The following is a 15633-nucleotide window of genomic DNA, read 5'->3' as shown; positions in this document are numbered from 1 at the left end:
ACGGGTGGCCCAACGCCTCCTCGCGATGACCGCCGCGATCTGGCACAACAACAAGACCGGTGCACCCGTCACCCGGTCACTGATCGCCTACGACCACTGACCGGGATTCGGAACAACTCGTCTAGGGCGCGGCGAGGATGTCGGCCGGGGTGAACGTCCGGACGTCGGGGTGGCCGGCCAATGTCTCGTCCGCGTCACCCCGGGACCAGAACGCGAAGGCGAGCCCGACTCGACTGGGCGGGGACAGGTGTGCTGCTCGTCGGCGCAGATCGATCAGGTCGCGTTGCGTCAGTGGCTTGCTCTGCCAGCGGCACTCTCCGACGAGTACCGGGCCGTCGTCTGCGAGCCCGAGCACGTCGATCTCGACGGTCTCGTCCTTCCACCAACGGCCGACGATGGTGTCGGTCGGTAGCGCGCCAGCCGCCACCAGGCGTTGTACGTGCTCGCGGGCGGCTGCCTCGAAGACGCGGGCGAGATGGGTCTGCCAACGACCCAGGGTGCGTTGTTGCAAGGCCGTGCCCTGGCCGCCGTCGATCAGGTCTGCGTCGTCACGCAGCACCCGGAACCAGTACGCCAGGTAGTCGTCGGCGATTTCGTAGAGCGGATCGGTGGAGCCGCCGGTGCCCAACGCGCGTACGACGCGTACGTATCCGGCGCGGCGTAGCCGGTCCAGGGTGTAGTCGATGCGCTGCTGGGCCCGGCCCGCGATCTTGGACCGCCGCCTCGCACCACCGGCCATGGCGGTCAGGACCCGTTCGTACCCGCCACGCCAGTCCAGGTCTTCGGAGAGGATGTCGGGCGCGTCGCGTAGCAGTAACCCGCCGGGCGTGAACGCCAGCTCGTGGAGGTTCTCCGCCACCGAGCGCTCCGGGGACCAGCGGGTCAGGTGCAGCGGGTAGCCGCCACACGCGGCGTACGCCTGGATGAAGTCCGCAGGCGGCAGGTCTGGCTGAAATGCCCGTGCGTCGATGAGCGGAAACGGGTCCATCCGTCGTTCGACGCCGGCCCGGCGGTGGAGGCCGCCCTGCGGGCCGAGCATCTGTTCCATCACCGCCACCGCCGAGCCGGTGAGCACCAGCATGAGCCGTTGATCGCGAAGGTGGTTCTCCCAGACGGCGGAGACGGTGTCGGCGAAGTCGGCGTGTCCGTGGGTCAGTCTGGGTGCTTCGTCGAGCACCACCAGAAGGGGAGCCTCCCGGGCCAGTCCGGCGACGAAGCGCAGCGCCGCTTCCCAGTGGGGGAAGGTTGCCGGTGCGAGATCGGCGACCTCGTCGCCGAGTTGCTCACGAAGGGCCTGGGCGAAGCGACGGAGCTGGCGGTCGTCCGTGTCCTGGCGGGTGGCGGTGAAGTAGACCGAGCGTTTGCCTTCGGCGAAGTGCGTCAGCAGGTATGTCTTGCCGACGCGCCGCCGGCCCCAGACCACCGCCAGCTCGGGTGTGCCCGCGCTGGCGCGCGACCAGGCCGCGGTGAGTTGTGCCAACTCGGCCCGTCGCCCCACGATCGTCACAAGCTGATCGTACTACAAGCTGTTTGTACTACAAGCAGTTTGTATGACTTTGGTTGCAAGCGGTGCCCCTGTTGCTGCGCATCGTAGGTGAGCTGCGGGGTGGCCGGGGTCAGTGGTTGCCGGCGCCGGTCCGGGCGCGGGGTGTCGAGGACTGCCCGACGGCCGGCGAGGGGGAATCCTCGGCGTCGGCACCGTCGGTGTCGGCGCCGGCCGGCCGGGTGGTGGCCCGGTGCGGCACCTTGCGGGCCGCGTCGCCGGCCGGCGGGTTCCGTTCCGCGTTCCGCTCGGGCTGCGGGTCGCGCCGGGGCAGTCGGCCGGCGTCGACCATCTCCAGGCTGCGTGCCGCGCCACCGGCCGCGGCGGCGCCGGTGCCGAGCGCGGAGGCGAGCAGCCGGGTGCCGCCGGCCTCCGGCGCCAGGGTACGGGCGGCCAGTTCCGCCTCGGCCGCCGGCAACAGCCAGGGGGCCAGGGTGCCGAAGTAGCCGCCGAGCAGCACCACCTCCGGGTTGACCAGGTTGGCCAGCAGCGCGACACCGTGTCCGAGGAACCGCCCGGTCTCGGCGAGCGCCTCCAGGGTGGTCCGGTCGCCCCGACGGGCCCGGGTCCGGATCCGGTCCACCTCGGGGGCGAAGTCGGCGACCGGACCGTCCTCGGTGGTGTCCGGCAGGGCCCGGCGGATCATCGCCGGGATCCCGGCCACCACCTCCAGGCAGCCGCGTCGCCCGCACGGGCAGACCGGGCCCGTCGGATCGACCGGTACGTGCCCCAGCTCGCCGGCGAAACCGCGCCCGCCGCGGAGCAGGTGTCCGTCGACGATCACGCCCGCGCCGAGACCCGCGCCGCCGGTCAGGTGGACCAGGTTGGCGGTGCCGGCGTACGGGCCGTGCCGGTATTCGGCCAGCGCGGCGAGGTTGGCGTCGTTCTCCACCGCCACCTCGTAGGCCGGGTTGCGCAGGGTACGCCGCAGCTCGGCGCCGAGCGGCAGGTCGCGCCAACCGAGGGTGGTGGCGAGCCGGACCGTACCGGTGCCGTCCACCAGTCCGGGGACCGCGACGGTGAGACCGAGGACCTGTCGGTCCTGCCCGGTGACCCGGTTGACCGCACGACCGGCGAGCGCGGCGATCGCGCTGACCGCCCGGCCGGGGGATGCGGACGAGCCGTCGAAGGCGCGTCGCCAGGAGAGCAGTTCGGTGCCGGCGAGGTCGACGGCGACCACGGTCAGTTCGTCGAGACTCACCTCGATGCCGATCGCCGCGTACGGAGCGCCGTCGACCACCAGCATGGTCGCCGGGCGACCGATCCGGTTCTCGGCGAGTCCGGTCTCCCGGACCAGGCGGCGGTCGATGAGCTCGGCGACCAGGCTGGAGACGGTGGCCTTGTTCAGCCCGGTCGAGGCGGCGATGTCGGCGCGCGAGCAGGGCGCGTTGGCGCGCACGAAACGCAGCACGACGGCGAGGTTGGTGGCCCGTACGTCGGTGAGGTCGGCCGGCTGTGGCCCGCGCTGTGTCGTGATCACAATCAGCCCCGCTCCCCACGCGACGGCGTCGTCCACGGTGCGCTGCGAACGCCGACGGCGCGCCCCATCATGCCGTACCCCGGGTTGTCGGGCCACGCGTGCCCGGCGTTCCCGGTCGTCGGTCGCCCGCCGCCGTCACGCTCCGGATGTCTTGTGGCACCGACCGCCGTCGATTACGTTTGTTTAGTCACCCGACGAACTAACTCTACCCCATACCATCCCCGACCGGACCGTACCCGCCACCGTCGGCGAGTGGCCGGTCGTCCGTACCCCGAAGGGAGCGCGCCGTGGAACCAACGGGCCCGGACGTCGCCACCACCCGTAGGAACGTGCTCGGCCTGCTCGGCCTCGGCGCGGCGGCGACCGTCGGCGGCGGCCTGCTCGCCGGCTGCGGCGGCGAGGCACGGTCCACCAGCAGCGCGCAGAACCTCGACAAGCTCGCCGGCCTGCTCCCCAACCACCATCCGCTGGCGGCGGAGATCCCGCCGCCGAGTTTCACCGGGGTGCGCCCGGTGCCGGACGGCTACACCGACTTCCCGGCCAGCCTGGTCGACGCGATCACCGAGAAGCCGAGCAGTGGCGGGCAGGAGATCCGGGCGATGACCCCGGCGTGGGGGCCGGCCCCGCCGGGCGTGGGCCAGAGCGCCTACCTCGCGGCGGTCAACGCCGAACTCGGGGTGCCGGTCACCTTCAGCGTCCAGGACGGCAACCTGTACGCGGAGAAGCTCAACGCCCTGCTCGGCGCCCGTGACGTGCCGGACCTGCTCTGCGTACCGGAGTGGGAGGTCTCCAAACTGCCACGTTTCTCCGACGCGGTGGCCGCGCTCTTCGAGGACCTCACCCCGTACCTGTCCGGGGACGCGGTGCGCAACTACCCGATGCTGGCCACCTTCCCGACCGGGGCCTGGCGCAACGCGCTCTGGAACGAGCGGCTGATGGCGATCCCGAACCCGACCGACGGGCCCTTCCCGCTCGCGCTCTTCCACCGCAAGGACCTGCTCGACGCGGCAGGCCTGGGCTATCCGAGGACCATCGACGAACTCTTCGAGGTCGGCAAGCGGGTCACCGACCCGGACAAGGGCGTCTGGGCGTTCGACGACATCTTCCAGATGGTGCAGATGTTCCACAAGGTTCCCGGTACCGACGACGGTTGGCGGTTGCGGCCGGACGGCACCCCGGAGTTCAAGTACGAGACTCCGGAGTTCCGCCAGGCCGTCGACTTCATGGCGCGGGTCTACCGGGAGGGGCTGGTCCACCCGGACCTGGTGGCCAGCAAGGGCGCCGACGCCAAGCAACTGCTGCAGAGCGGCAAAATCGTCTTCAAGCAGGACGGGATCGGCATGTGGCAGCCGATGCAGGCCGAGTGGCAGAAGGTGACGCCGGGCTTCGACATCCAGCCGGTGCCGATCTTCTCGGCGACCGGCGGCGATCCGCTGGTCTGGGGTGACGACGACCCGATCTCGTACACCTTCGTCCGCAAGGGACTGCCCAAGGCCCGGGTCGAGGAACTCCTCCGGGTGATCAACTGGTGCTCGGCACCGTTCGGCACCACCGAGTTCCACCTCCGGGAGTACGGCGTGGAGGGCCAGCACCACACCCGTACCGCCGCCGGCCCGGCCAAGACCGACCTCGGCTTCAAGGAGATCGCCAACCAGTACTTCTTCGTCAGCGGACGGAGCCCGGTGATCCAGCCCTACCCGCAGACGCCGAACTTCGTCCGGCAGGTGCTGACCTACTCCAACGAGATGGTGAAACACCTGGAGAAGGACCCGTGGTCGGGGCTGAAACTGGAGATGCCGGCCCGGTTCAAGGCCGGACTCGTCCCGACCGAAGACAAGATTACCGACATCCTGCGGGGGCGTCGACCGCTCACCGACCTGGACGCGGTGATCCAGGAGTGGCGGACCAGCGGTGGCGGTGACGAGGCCCGGGAGTTCCGGGCCAAGGCACTGGCCGACGCCGGACGATGAGCACCCGCTCACCGTTGCGGGCCCGGCTGCGCCGGGACTGGCCGCTGCTGGTCATGGTGCTGCCGGCCGCCCTGCTGCTGCTGGTCTTCCACTACCTGCCGACCCTGGGCAACGTGGTCGCGTTCCTGGACTACAACCCGTACGCCGGGGACACCCCGCTGCAGGCGTTCCTGGCCAGCCCGTGGATCGGGTTCGGCAACTTCGAGGTGCTCTTCGGCGACCCGGCGTTCTGGGACGCGTTCTGGAACACGCTGTCGATCACCGGGTTCCAACTGGTCTTCTACTTCCCGCTGCCGATCGCCCTGGCGATCATGCTCAACAGCATCCTCTCCGCCCGGCTGCGCGCCTTTGTGCAGAGCGTCGTCTACCTTCCGCACTTCTTCAGCTGGGTCCTGGTGGTGACGTTTTTCGTCCAGATGCTCGGCGGCGCCGGCCTGCTCGCCCAGACGGTGCGCGACGCCGGCTTTCAACCGTGGGACATCATGTCCAACCCGGACACCTTCATCGTGCTGGTCACCGCCGAAACGGTCTGGAAGGACGTCGGCTGGGGCGCGATCGTGTTCCTCGCCGCGCTCTCCACCATCGACCCGCACCTCTACGAGGCATCCGCGGTGGACGGCGCCGGCCGGTGGCGCCGACTCTGGCACGTCACCCTGCCCGGCCTGCGGTCGGTGATCGTCCTGCTGCTGATCCTGCGGCTGGGCGACGCGCTCTCGGTCGGCTTCGAGCAGTTCCTGCTGCAGCGGGACGCGGTCGGCCGGCAGGCCGCCGAGGTGCTGGACACCTTCGTCTACCACCAGGGCATCACCACCGGGAACTACGGCTACGGGGCGGCGGCCGGCCTGTTCAAGGCCGTCGTCGGGCTGGTGCTGATCCTGGCGGCGAACCGGTTCGCGCACGCCATCGGTGAGCGGGGGGTGTACTCGCGGTCATGACGGTGACTGATCGGCCACCGGGTGACCCGGTCCGGGCGCCGGAGCGTGCCGGGCGGCGGCGTGCCGGGCGTCCGGTCTGGGAGGAGCCGCCGAGCGCGGTCGGCCAGGCCAGCAGGGGCGCCGTGCTGACCGGGGTGGTGCTGGCGGTGCTGATCCCGCTCTGGGTGGTCCTGGTCACCAGCCTGTCGTCCCGGGAGACCATCAACGCGGCTGGCGGACTGGTGCTGGTGCCGAGGGAGATCGACGTCTCGGCGTACGTGACGATCTTCTCCGGTGGACAGATCAGCCGGGCGCTCTGGGTCAGCGCCGTGGTCACCGTGTTGGGTACGGCGGTCAGCCTCGTCCTGACCGTGCTGGCCGCGTACGGGCTGTCCCGGCCGAATTCGGTTGGGCACCGGTTCCTGCTGCTCTACTTTCTGCTGACCTTCCTGATCTATCCCGGCATGGTGCCGAGTTATCTGGTGGTCACCGGGCTGGGGCTCAAGGACAGCCTCTGGGCGCTGATCCTGCCGAGCGCGATCAGCGTCTTCAACCTGGTCGTGCTCCGGGCGTTCTTCCAGAACATCCCGGGTGAGCTGCTGGACAGCGCCCGGATCGACGGGGCGGGGGAGTTCCGGATCCTGGGCCGGATCATGCTCCCGCTGTCCCGGGCGGTGATCGCCGTGGTCGGGCTCTTCTACGCGGTCGGCTACTGGAACGTCTGGTTCACCGCGCTGCTCTACATCGACGACAACAACAAGTTCCCGAGCCAGCGGGTGCTGCAGAGCTTCATCCTGGCTGGCCAGTCCCCGAACACCTCCGGTACGGCGGTCGGCGTCTCGATGCCGCCGACGCTGGCGATCAAGATGGCGGTGGTGGTGGTCACGGTGGCGCCGATCGTACTGGTCTACCCGTTCGTGCAGCGGCACTTCGTCAAGGGCGTGATCGTCGGCGCGGTCAAGGGCTGACCCGCCGGGCCGGCCTAAACTCGGGGCATGACCGCGATGGCGCCGACCCGTACCGAACCGGACCTGTCGTTCCTGCTGGACCACACCAGCCACGTGTTGCGGACCCGGATGGCGGCGGCGCTGGCCGAGATCGGGCTGACCGCGCGGATGCACTGTGTGCTGGTGCACGCGTTGCCGGAGGAGCGGACCCAGGCCCAGCTCGCCGAACTCGGCGACATGGACAAGACCACCATGGTGGTCACGGTCGACGCGTTGGAGAAGGCGGGGTTGGCCCAGCGGCGCCAGTCGGGTACGGACCGCCGGGCCCGGATCGTCGCGGTCACTCCGGAGGGTGCCCGGGTGGCCGGACGGAGCCAGGAGATCGTCGACCGGGTGCACCGGGAGGCGCTGGACTCGTTGCCGGCCGAGGAGCGGGAGGTGCTGGTCCGGGCCCTGAACCGGCTGGCGACCGGCCACCTGGCCGATCCGGTGGAGGGTCCGCAACCGGTACGCCGGGCCCGGCAGCGGGAAAACTGAACCCGAAGCAGATAGTCTGCAACAAAACGATCTGCTAGCGTCCCTCCGGTCGCATCCGCTCGACAGGAGGACGTCGTGTCCGATCCAACCTGTTTGTCGCCCCGATCCCGCTGGCTCGCCCTCGCCGTCATCGCCTCGACGACCCTGATGACCATCCTCGACGGCAGCATCGTCACCGTCGCGATGCCGGCGATCCAGGACGACCTTGGCTTCTCCCCGGCCGGCCTGAGTTGGGTGGTGAACGCCTACCTGCTCGCCTTCGGCAGCCTGCTCCTGCTGGCCGGACGCCTCGGCGACCTGCTCGGCCGCAAACGGGTCTTCCTGGTCGGCACGGTGGTCTTCACCGCCGCCTCCCTGCTGGCCGGCGTCGCCGGGTCCCCGGCTCTGCTGATCGCCGCCCGGTTCCTCCAGGGCGTCGGCAGCGCGGCGGCGACCGCGGTCAGTCTCGGCATCCTGGTCACGGTCTTCACCGAGCCCCGGGAACGGGCCCGGGCGATCGGGGTCTTCAGCTTCACCGGCGCCGCCGGCGCGATGCTCGGCCAGGTCCTCGGCGGCGTGATCACCGACGGGTTCGGCTGGCACTGGATCTTCTTCATCAACCTGCCGATCGGACTCGCGGTGCTGGCGGTCGCGCTGCCGGTACTACCGGCGGATCGTGGCCTCGGCCCGGCCGCCGGGGCCGACCTGGCCGGCGCGCTTCTGGTCACCTCCGGCCTGGTGCTGGGCATCTGGACGGTGGTCCGGGCCGAGACGCACGGTTGGACCTCGGGCTCCACCCTCGGCCTGCTCGCCCTCGCGTTCGCCCTGCTCGCCGCGTTCGTGATCCGGCAGGCCACCGCCCGGCAGCCGCTCATGCCGCTGCGGATCCTCCGCTCCCGCAGCGTGGCCGGAGCCAACCTGGTGCAGATCCTGATGGTCGCGGCCTGCTTCACCTTCCAGGTGCTGCTCACCCTCTATCTGCAGCGGGTCCTCGGCTACGGTGCCGCCGAGACCGGTCTCGCCATGCTGCCGGCGGCCGTGGTCATCGGCACCGTCTCGCTCGGTGTCTCCGCCCGGCTGATCAACCGGTTCGGCGAGCGGCGGGTCCTGTTGACCGGGCTGCTCCTGCTGACCGGCGTACTGGGCCTGCTCAGCCGGTTGCCGGTGAACGGCAGCTACCCGGCCGACGTCCTGCCGGCGATGCTCTTGACCGCCGGGTTCGGACTCGCCCTGCCGGCACTGACCGCGCTCGGCATGTCCGGCGCCCGGGCCGACGACGCCGGACTCGCCTCCGGCCTGTTCAACACGACCCAGCAGGTCGGTATGGCGGTCGGCGTCGCGGTGCTCGGCACCCTCGCGGCGGCCCGGACCGAGCGCCTGCGTACGGCCGGGGAGTCCACGGCGGCGGCACTGACCAGCGGCTACCGACTGGCCTTCGCCGCCGCGACCGGCCTGCTCGTTGTCGCTTTCGTGGTCGCGGCCGTGGTGCTGCGGCAGCCGCCGCGACCGGCCGAGACCCCGGTGTCAGAGGCTGGCACCCGAGAGTCCACCCCGAGCGCCGCCGCCTGATCCACCCACGGCCCGTGGCGCCGGCCGGCGCCACGGGCAGGGCGAAGGGGGACGGGGCGCCCCCCACCTGGGCACCCCGCCCCGACCTTCAGCCCCGCACGGTGGGCAGCCCGTCGAGGTGCACGGGGGTGGTGACCTCGCCGTCGCAGACCAGCCGGGCGGGGAGCCGGGCACCGTCCATCCGGGCGAACGCGACACCGCTGACCGTCAACGGCCCGTCGCTCTCGACCCGGAACTCGTCCCCGGAGCGACGGGCCCGGACAATCGTGTCGCCGTCGACGTCGTGGATCGTCACCTCGGCGTCGACCGCGCCCCAACTGAGCACGGTGACCTCGGGAAACGGCCCGGCGCCGACCCGGTCGGCCGGCGGGGCCACCGGCAGCAGCGCGCCGTACCGGACGAAGAGCGGAATCCGGTGCAGCGGCTGGTGCACCCGCAGATGCCGGCCGCCGGCACGCACCTCACCGGACCAGAAGTCCACCCAGTCACCGGCCGGCAGATAGACGTGCCGCCGGCCGTCCGGGTTGGTCATCGGCGCGACCAGCAGGTCGGTCCCGAGCCGGTACTCCAGCTCCGCCTGCCACGCGGCCGGGTCGTCGGGGGAGTCGACCAGCAGGGCCCGCAGCATCGGCGCGCCGGTCCGGGCCGCGGTCACCGCCGCCGAGTAGAGGTACGGCATCAGCCGGTACCGCAGCCGGAGTGCGTCGACCGCGTCCCGTTCGGCCTCGGCCGGGAAGTCCCAGGGCAGGCGGCTGGTCGTACCGTGGAACCGGATCAGCGGCGACAGCGCGCCGAACTGGGCCCAGCGGACGTACAGGTCGGGGGTGGGGGTGCCGTGGAAGCCGCCGGTGTCGTGGCTCCAGAACGGCACTCCGGAGAGGCCGTGGCTCAGCCCGCCACGCAGCGTGCTGGCCATCGCCGGGTACGTCGTGTTGACGTCCCCGCTCCACTGTGCCGAGTGCCGTTGCCCGCCCAGGTACGACGAGCGAGCCCAGACCATGCCGTGCCCGGCGACCTGTTCGGTGACCGCCGAGACGACGTCGTTGAACAGGAGGCTGTAGACGTTGTGCAGCTCGACGCCGGTCATCCCGTTGTACGCCACCGCGTCGGCCGGCACTCCCTCGGCGAAGTCGGTCTTGAAGACGCTGACCCCCTGGGCCAGCAGTGGCCGGAGCAGTCCGCTGAACCAGTCGACCGCCGCCGGGTTGGTGAAGTCGACGATGCCGCCGGCCGGGTGGGTGCCGTGCCAGGTGTCGGCGACGTAGACCGAGCCGTCGGCGCGGCGCAGGAAGTAGCCGGCCTCGGCCGCCTCGGCGTACCGGGCGCTGCCGGTCATCAGGTACGGGTTCATCCAGAGACAGACCCGGAAGCCGTCCTCGGCGAGGGCGGCCAGCATCCCGGCCGGGTCGGGGAACTGCTCGGCGTCCCAGCGCAGGTCCGACCAGGCCCCGGCGACCTGCCAGTAGCAGTCCAGGTGCAGTACGTCGCAGGGGATGCCCCGGTCGCGGATCCGGCGGGCCCGGTCCAGCACCCGCTGCTGGCTGTCGACGAAGAAGCCGGAGGAGAGCCAGGTGCCGAAGGCCCACTTCGGGGGCAGGGTGGGACGGCTGGTCAGGTCGTCGTACCGGTCGAGGATCTCGGCCGGGGTCGGGCCGGCCAGTACGTAGTAGTCGAGCACGTCGTCCGGGACCAGGATCTGTACGCAGCTGTGCGTCGACTGGCAGACGTCGAACTCGACCGGTAGTCCGCTGTCGACCAGGATCCCGTACCCCCGGTTCGACAGGTAGAACGGGACGTTCTTGTGTGACCGGTCGGACTCGCTGCCGAAGGCGTCGAAGTTCCACATCAGGGGCCGCTGGCCGCGCTTGTCCAGCGGGGTGAACTTCTCGCCGAAGCCGACGAAGCGTTCGTCGCCGGGGGCGAGGAAACTCTCGTGGTACGCGGCGACCGCGCCGTCGACAAGCGACCGGCCGAACGGCAGGGTGCGGAGTCGGCCGCTGATGTCCTGCTCGCCCCGGCTCTGCTCGACGAGCAGGGTGCCCGAGGCGTCGACGAAACGCAGGTGCCAGGGGTCGAGGCGCAGTTCGGCGACGACCGGTCCGGCGTCGACCCGGACCGTGTCGCCGTCGAGCCGGACCTCGGCCGGGTACGACCCCGGGTGCACCAGCGGCAGCGCCCGGGCGGCCCGCCCCCGGGCCAGCGGGTCCTCGCTGAGGCGTACCCGGATGACGCCCTCGGCGGCGGCGGTGATCCGGACCGCGAGCGAGCCGCCGTCGGAGGTGCCGGCCTTGAGGGTGACGCCGGAGGGGTCGGTGCCGAGCACCTCGGCCCGGGTCAGCGCGGAGAGGCCCTGCTCGCCGGGGGCCCGGACCGGTAGCTCGGGCGGGTCGGCGACGAACGTCTCGTGCGGGACCAGGGGCGGTCGGTACGGCATGCGGTCTCCTCGGCTGCCGGCGGGGGTCATCGACCCCCATTAGTTTCTTTGGTAACCCAACAAACTGTCAATCACGGACTTCGGGCCCGGAGTCGCCCCGTTGACGTGGTGATCCGGTCCGCCTACTTTGACGGGATACCCAACTAAAGTCCACAGGAGAGGGTGCCGGATGCGGTGGCCGAAAGGGCTGGACGGGCTCTGCTACGGCGGTGACCACAACCCCGAACAGTGGCCGCCGGAGGTCTGGACGGAGGACGTGGCGCTGATGCGCCGGGCCCGGGTCAACCTGGTCACCGTCGGCGTCTTCGCCTGGTCCCGGCTCGAACCACAACCCGGCCGGTACGACTTCGACTGGCTGGACCGGGTCCTCGACCTGCTGCACACCGGCGGCATCCGGGTGGCGCTGGCCACCCCCACCGCCTCCCCGCCGCCGTGGTTCTCCCTGCGCCACCCGGACGCACTGCCGGTCACCGCCGACGGCGTACGGCTGCAGCACGGCAGCCGGGACACCTACTGCGTCAGCGCCCCGGCGTACCGCAGGGCGGCGGGGGAGATCACCGCCGCGCTGGCCGCCCGGTACGCCGACCACCCGGCGCTGGCACTCTGGCACGTGCACAACGAGTACGGCACCACCTGCCACTGCGACCACGCCACCGAGGCGTTCCGCCGCTGGCTGCGGACCCGGTACGGCGGACTCGACGCACTGAACGACGCCTGGACGACCAGCTTCTGGAGCCAGCACTACTCCGACTGGGCGCAGATCCGTACCCCGGTCGCCACCCGGTACCTCGGCAACCCGGCCCAGCTGCTGGACTTCCGCCGGTTCGGCTCCGACGAACTGCTCGGCGCGTACCTCGCCCAGCGGGACCTGCTCCGGGCCGCCACCCCGGACGTACCGGTGACCACCAATTTTGTACTCGGGGGCTGGGTGCCGGTCGACCACGCCCGCTGGTCGACCGAGCTGGACCTGGTGGCGATCGACCACTACCCGACCGAGGCCGGACCGGGCGCGGAGGAGCAGACCGCGTTCGCCGCCGACCTGGCCCGGGGCTGGGCCCGGCACAGCCCTGGCGGTCCGGGCTGGCTGCTGATGGAGACCGCGCCGAACCTGATCCTGACCCCCGGCCGGATGCACGGCAAGGAACCCGGGCGGCTGCTCCGGCACAGCCTGTCGTACGTCGCCCGGGGCTCCCGGGGCGCGATGTTCTTCCAGTGGCGGGCCTCCCGGGGCGGCGCCGAACTGTTCCACTCCGCGCTGCTGCCGCACGCCGGCCCGCGCAGCCGGGGATTCCGGGAGACGGTCGAACTGGGCGAAACCCTGGACCGGCTCGCCGAGGTGGACGTCGGTACGGTGTCGACGTCGGTCGCGGTCGTCCGGGACGCCGGCTCGTGGTGGGCGCTGCAGGCCAGTGTGCTGCCGTCGGCGGAGGTCGACCACGCAGACGAGGTCGCGGCGGTCTACCGGGCGCTGTGGCGGGCCGGTCTCGGCTGCGACGTGGTCGAGCCGGGCGACGACCTCTCCGGGTACGCCCTGGTGGTGCTGCCGATGCTCTACCTCGTCGACGACGGGTACGCCGCCCGGCTGCGGGACTACCTGGCCAGTGGCGGTCACCTGCTGGTCAGCTACCTCAGCGGCGTCGCCGACGAGTACGGCCGGATCCGGCTCGGCGGTCACCCGGGCGCGTTGCGGGACCTGCTCGGCATCCGGGTCGACGAGTTCCAGCCGCTCGACCCGGCGACCCGGCTGTCCCTGTCGGACGGCGGCACGGGTCGACTCTGGTCCGAGCCGGTCGAGTTGGCCGGGGCGACGGCGGTGACCACGTACACCGACGGGCGGCTGGCCGGGGGACCGGCGGTGACCCGGCACGCGTACGGCGCCGGCGTCGCCTGGTACGTCTCGACCCGGCTGGACGACGACACGTACCGGCGGCTGGCGGCCGACGTCGCCCGGGCGGCCGGGGTGACGCCGACCTGTCCGGTGGCGCCGGACGGGGTGGAGGCGGTCCGGCGTCGGTCCGCCGACGGGCGGAGCTGGCTCTTCCTGCTCAACCACACCGACACCGCCCAGACCCTGCCGGTCGCCGGCCTCGACCTGCTCACCGGCGGATACGTCGACCCGGTGACCCTGCCCGCCGGCGGCTGCGCGGTGCTCCGGCAGTCGTGACGCGCTGTCCGGCCCGCCGGTCGTCCGCTCGCCGGGACCAGGGCCTGGCGGACCGGATGTAGCGTCTACGTCGGGAGGCTGATGTGAGACTGCGCCGCGATGTCACTCCGCCGTACGAGCCGGCGCTGTCCGCAGAGTGGACGGCCGCTCTCGACGACCGGCCGGAGGTGGAGCGGGCGCTGATCCGGGCGGTCCTGACCGCGCACCGGCTCGTCAGCCCCGACCCACCACCCCCGCCGCATGAGGTCCCTGCGGCGGACCGGCTCTACCAGTTGCACCAGATTCGTCCGCACACCATCGTCGACTCCGTCGCGGGCCTTCGCGCCGCCGAGCTGCGGGACCTGGTCCAACCCGAGTACGTCTACCTGTTCTCGACCATGGCTTCGTCCGAACCCCGCCAGCAGGACGTCGCCGACCATTTCGGTAAGGCGGCCGAGGCGGCTGCCGGCCGCGACCGTGCGTTCCGGCCGTGGAGGCCGGTCGCGTCGCTGCTCAGGGCCGCACACTACGCCCGGGGTGACCGGTTCGTCGAAGCGACAGGAGCGGTCGACGCGGCGATCGGCCAACTGGCCGGCCTCCGCCGCATCGACCGGGCAGTTCGGGAGGGTGTCCGGGTCGCGGCCGAGGCCGCCCGCCCCGCGCTGCGCGCGGCGGTCGATGGGCAGGCGCTGCCCGAGCGCCGGCGGGCCGAGATCGACGACACCTCGTACGAGCTCGACCTGGAGGGGCGCCGGAGGTACGCCCGGGACGACTTCGACGCGGCATGTCGCTACTTCGACCGTGCGCTGGAGGTGGTCGACGAGTGGTACGTGGCGATGCCCGGGGACGCCCGGGCGATCCGTGCCCTCGCCATGACCACCGGCAACCGGTTGATGTGCCTGATCGAAATGTCGAGGTTTGTCGACGCGGCCGCCGACGGCGGATCCGCGCTGGAACTGTTCGACCTGCTCTGCGCCGAGGAGGCGTCCGCGCCGCCGACACCGTTCGCGGCGGACGCGGCGGACGCCCAGGTGCGGTTCGCGGTGGCCCTGGCGGGCACGGTGGCCGACTTCGGCGACCGGTTCACCGGACCCGAACCGTTGGAGGTGGTCCGGCGGCACGCCCTCGCCGGAGTCGAGGCGATTCGGCGGATCGGTGGGCGGGACGCGGACGAGCGGCTCGGCCGGGCCCTGGCGCTGTCCGCGCGGGCGTTCCGGCTGCTCGATGTCGCCGTCGCGGTCGACGGTGAGCCGGACCCGGCGGTCGAGGCGGCGGCGTTGGCGGTCGAGGCGGCGGCGCTTGAGTTCTACCGGAGTCGGGACAACCGGCTCGACCTGCCCGAGCGCCGAAACTTCGCCCAGACCACGTTCACCCACGCCGTCGCCCAGCTCAATGAGGACGACGAGGCAGCCCGGGACGCCGGCGCCGACTTCCTGCGCCAGGCCGAGCACCTGGTCCGGGTCGGCCTTCCGGTCCATCCGGGCGCGGACCGGGGACAGCGGGTCGAGGAACTCGGCTATGTCGAGTACATCATCGGCCGGAGCAAGCTCCAGCTCGGGGATCGTTCGTTCGGCCAGCACATCGTCAACGCCCAGTACATTCTGGACCAGCACCCCGGCCCGCTGTCCGGGCCGATGCCCGCGATCAAGGCGGAGATCGACGAGTTTGTGGCCGCCCGGCGGCGGGAGGGCGCGGCAGGCTTCGGATAGCCGGCGCGCTCCCGGACGTGGGCCGCGCCGGGTCGCCATCGTTCCGCCCCGCGTGGTAAATAGATGGTCGAGTCGGTTCGGGAAGCATCACTCCTTTCCGAGTGCCTGTGAGGGTCGGCGGCCGCACCGCCCACCCGAGCGTCCCACCTCGTGACCCACCGGCTTGTCGCCTGGCCGGCGGTGTGCCCTGCCCGGCCCCGGGTAGCGCGCTGGAGATGGTTCCAGCGCCCGGGGAGCGGGAGTAAGGGTTCCCGCCCACCATTCCGATTCCTTCTGCTGATGCTGAGCCTCGATCCACCGATGAAGATCGGCCCGGCAGGACCCCGGAGATAGAAAGTGCCCTCTGAACTGGAAGGATAGGAGTGCTTCAGGCTTCTATCGCTCGGTTCGAGAGGGCACCTCGCAGGT

The 15633-nt window shown here is 71.6% G+C and carries 10 protein-coding genes and 1 pseudogene; 8 read left to right on the top strand and 3 right to left on the bottom strand.

Annotated elements, in window-relative coordinates; genetic code table 11:
• Positions 1-100, top strand: a pseudogene (locus ABGB21_RS36460) (IS982 family transposase); the annotation flags it as partial.
• Positions 101-121: 21 nt separating this feature from the next.
• Here ABGB21_RS36460 and ABGB21_RS36455 read toward each other — a convergent pair.
• Together ABGB21_RS36455 and ABGB21_RS36450 are read right to left on the bottom strand one after the other, a co-directional pair.
• Positions 122-1507, bottom strand: a complete 1386-nt coding sequence (locus ABGB21_RS36455; protein WP_347655852.1) for a DUF234 domain-containing protein — start codon at positions 1505-1507, stop codon at positions 122-124.
• A 109-nt stretch (positions 1508-1616) separates the two neighbouring features.
• Positions 1617-3023 carry an ROK family transcriptional regulator gene (locus tag ABGB21_RS36450; protein WP_347655854.1) on the bottom strand — a complete coding sequence of 469 codons (1407 nt, stop codon included), beginning with the start codon at positions 3021-3023 and terminating at the stop codon, positions 1617-1619.
• A 287-nt stretch (positions 3024-3310) separates the two neighbouring features.
• Here ABGB21_RS36450 and ABGB21_RS36445 point away from each other — a divergent pair, with 287 nt between their 5' ends.
• The 5 genes from ABGB21_RS36445 (at position 3311) to ABGB21_RS36425 (ending at position 8939) form a co-directional block, all read left to right on the top strand.
• Positions 3311-4993: an extracellular solute-binding protein gene (locus ABGB21_RS36445; RefSeq protein WP_347681703.1), complete on the top strand. Its 1683-nt coding sequence runs from the start codon at positions 3311-3313 to the stop codon at positions 4991-4993.
• Positions 4990-5928 (top strand): ABC transporter permease subunit, encoded by a 939-nt coding sequence (locus tag ABGB21_RS36440; protein WP_347681701.1) that lies wholly within the window; start codon positions 4990-4992, stop codon positions 5926-5928. The genes ABGB21_RS36445 and ABGB21_RS36440 overlap by 4 nt, the downstream gene beginning before the upstream one ends.
• Positions 5925-6875, top strand: coding sequence for a carbohydrate ABC transporter permease (locus ABGB21_RS36435; protein WP_347655857.1), 951 nt, complete (start codon positions 5925-5927; stop codon positions 6873-6875). Before ABGB21_RS36440 ends, ABGB21_RS36435 begins: the two co-directional genes overlap by 4 nt.
• Before the next feature lie 27 nt (positions 6876-6902).
• Positions 6903-7391, top strand: coding sequence for a MarR family winged helix-turn-helix transcriptional regulator (locus tag ABGB21_RS36430; protein ID WP_347655858.1), 489 nt, complete (start codon positions 6903-6905; stop codon positions 7389-7391).
• Between the two features lie 75 nt (positions 7392-7466).
• Entirely contained in the window at positions 7467-8939 is a 1473-nt protein-coding gene (locus ABGB21_RS36425; RefSeq protein ID WP_347655859.1) for an MFS transporter, read from the top strand.
• Between the two features lie 88 nt (positions 8940-9027).
• Here ABGB21_RS36425 and ABGB21_RS36420 read toward each other — a convergent pair whose 3' ends face one another.
• Positions 9028-11373, bottom strand: a complete 2346-nt coding sequence (locus tag ABGB21_RS36420; RefSeq protein WP_347655860.1) for a TIM-barrel domain-containing protein — start codon at positions 11371-11373, stop codon at positions 9028-9030.
• Between the two features lie 169 nt (positions 11374-11542).
• Between ABGB21_RS36420 and ABGB21_RS36415 the strand changes: the two genes are divergently transcribed.
• Both ABGB21_RS36415 and ABGB21_RS36410 read left to right on the top strand, forming a co-directional pair.
• Positions 11543-13537, top strand: coding sequence for a beta-galactosidase (locus ABGB21_RS36415; RefSeq protein ID WP_347681699.1), 1995 nt, complete (start codon positions 11543-11545; stop codon positions 13535-13537).
• Positions 13538-13620: 83 nt separating this feature from the next.
• Positions 13621-15225, top strand: coding sequence for a hypothetical protein (locus tag ABGB21_RS36410; protein WP_347681697.1), 1605 nt, complete (start codon positions 13621-13623; stop codon positions 15223-15225).
• Positions 15226-15633: the final 408 nt, after the last annotated feature.

It is taken from the genome of Plantactinospora sp. B24E8, assembly GCF_039871735.1.
GTDB lineage: Bacteria > Actinomycetota > Actinomycetes > Mycobacteriales > Micromonosporaceae > Plantactinospora.
The sequence above is the reverse complement of the archived record's forward strand: the minus strand, read 5'-3'. Positions and strand labels throughout refer to the sequence as shown.

Coding starts and splice junctions, on each gene's coding strand:
- ABGB21_RS36440 (WP_347681701.1), top strand. CDS start 4,990: ATGAGCACCCGCTCACCGTTGCGGGCCCGGCTGCGCCGGGACTGGCCG.
- ABGB21_RS36435 (WP_347655857.1), top strand. CDS start 5,925: ATGACGGTGACTGATCGGCCACCGGGTGACCCGGTCCGGGCGCCGGAG.
- ABGB21_RS36430 (WP_347655858.1), top strand. CDS start 6,903: ATGACCGCGATGGCGCCGACCCGTACCGAACCGGACCTGTCGTTCCTG.
- ABGB21_RS36420 (WP_347655860.1), bottom strand. CDS start 11,373: ATGCCGTACCGACCGCCCCTGGTCCCGCACGAGACGTTCGTCGCCGAC.
- ABGB21_RS36415 (WP_347681699.1), top strand. CDS start 11,543: ATGCGGTGGCCGAAAGGGCTGGACGGGCTCTGCTACGGCGGTGACCAC.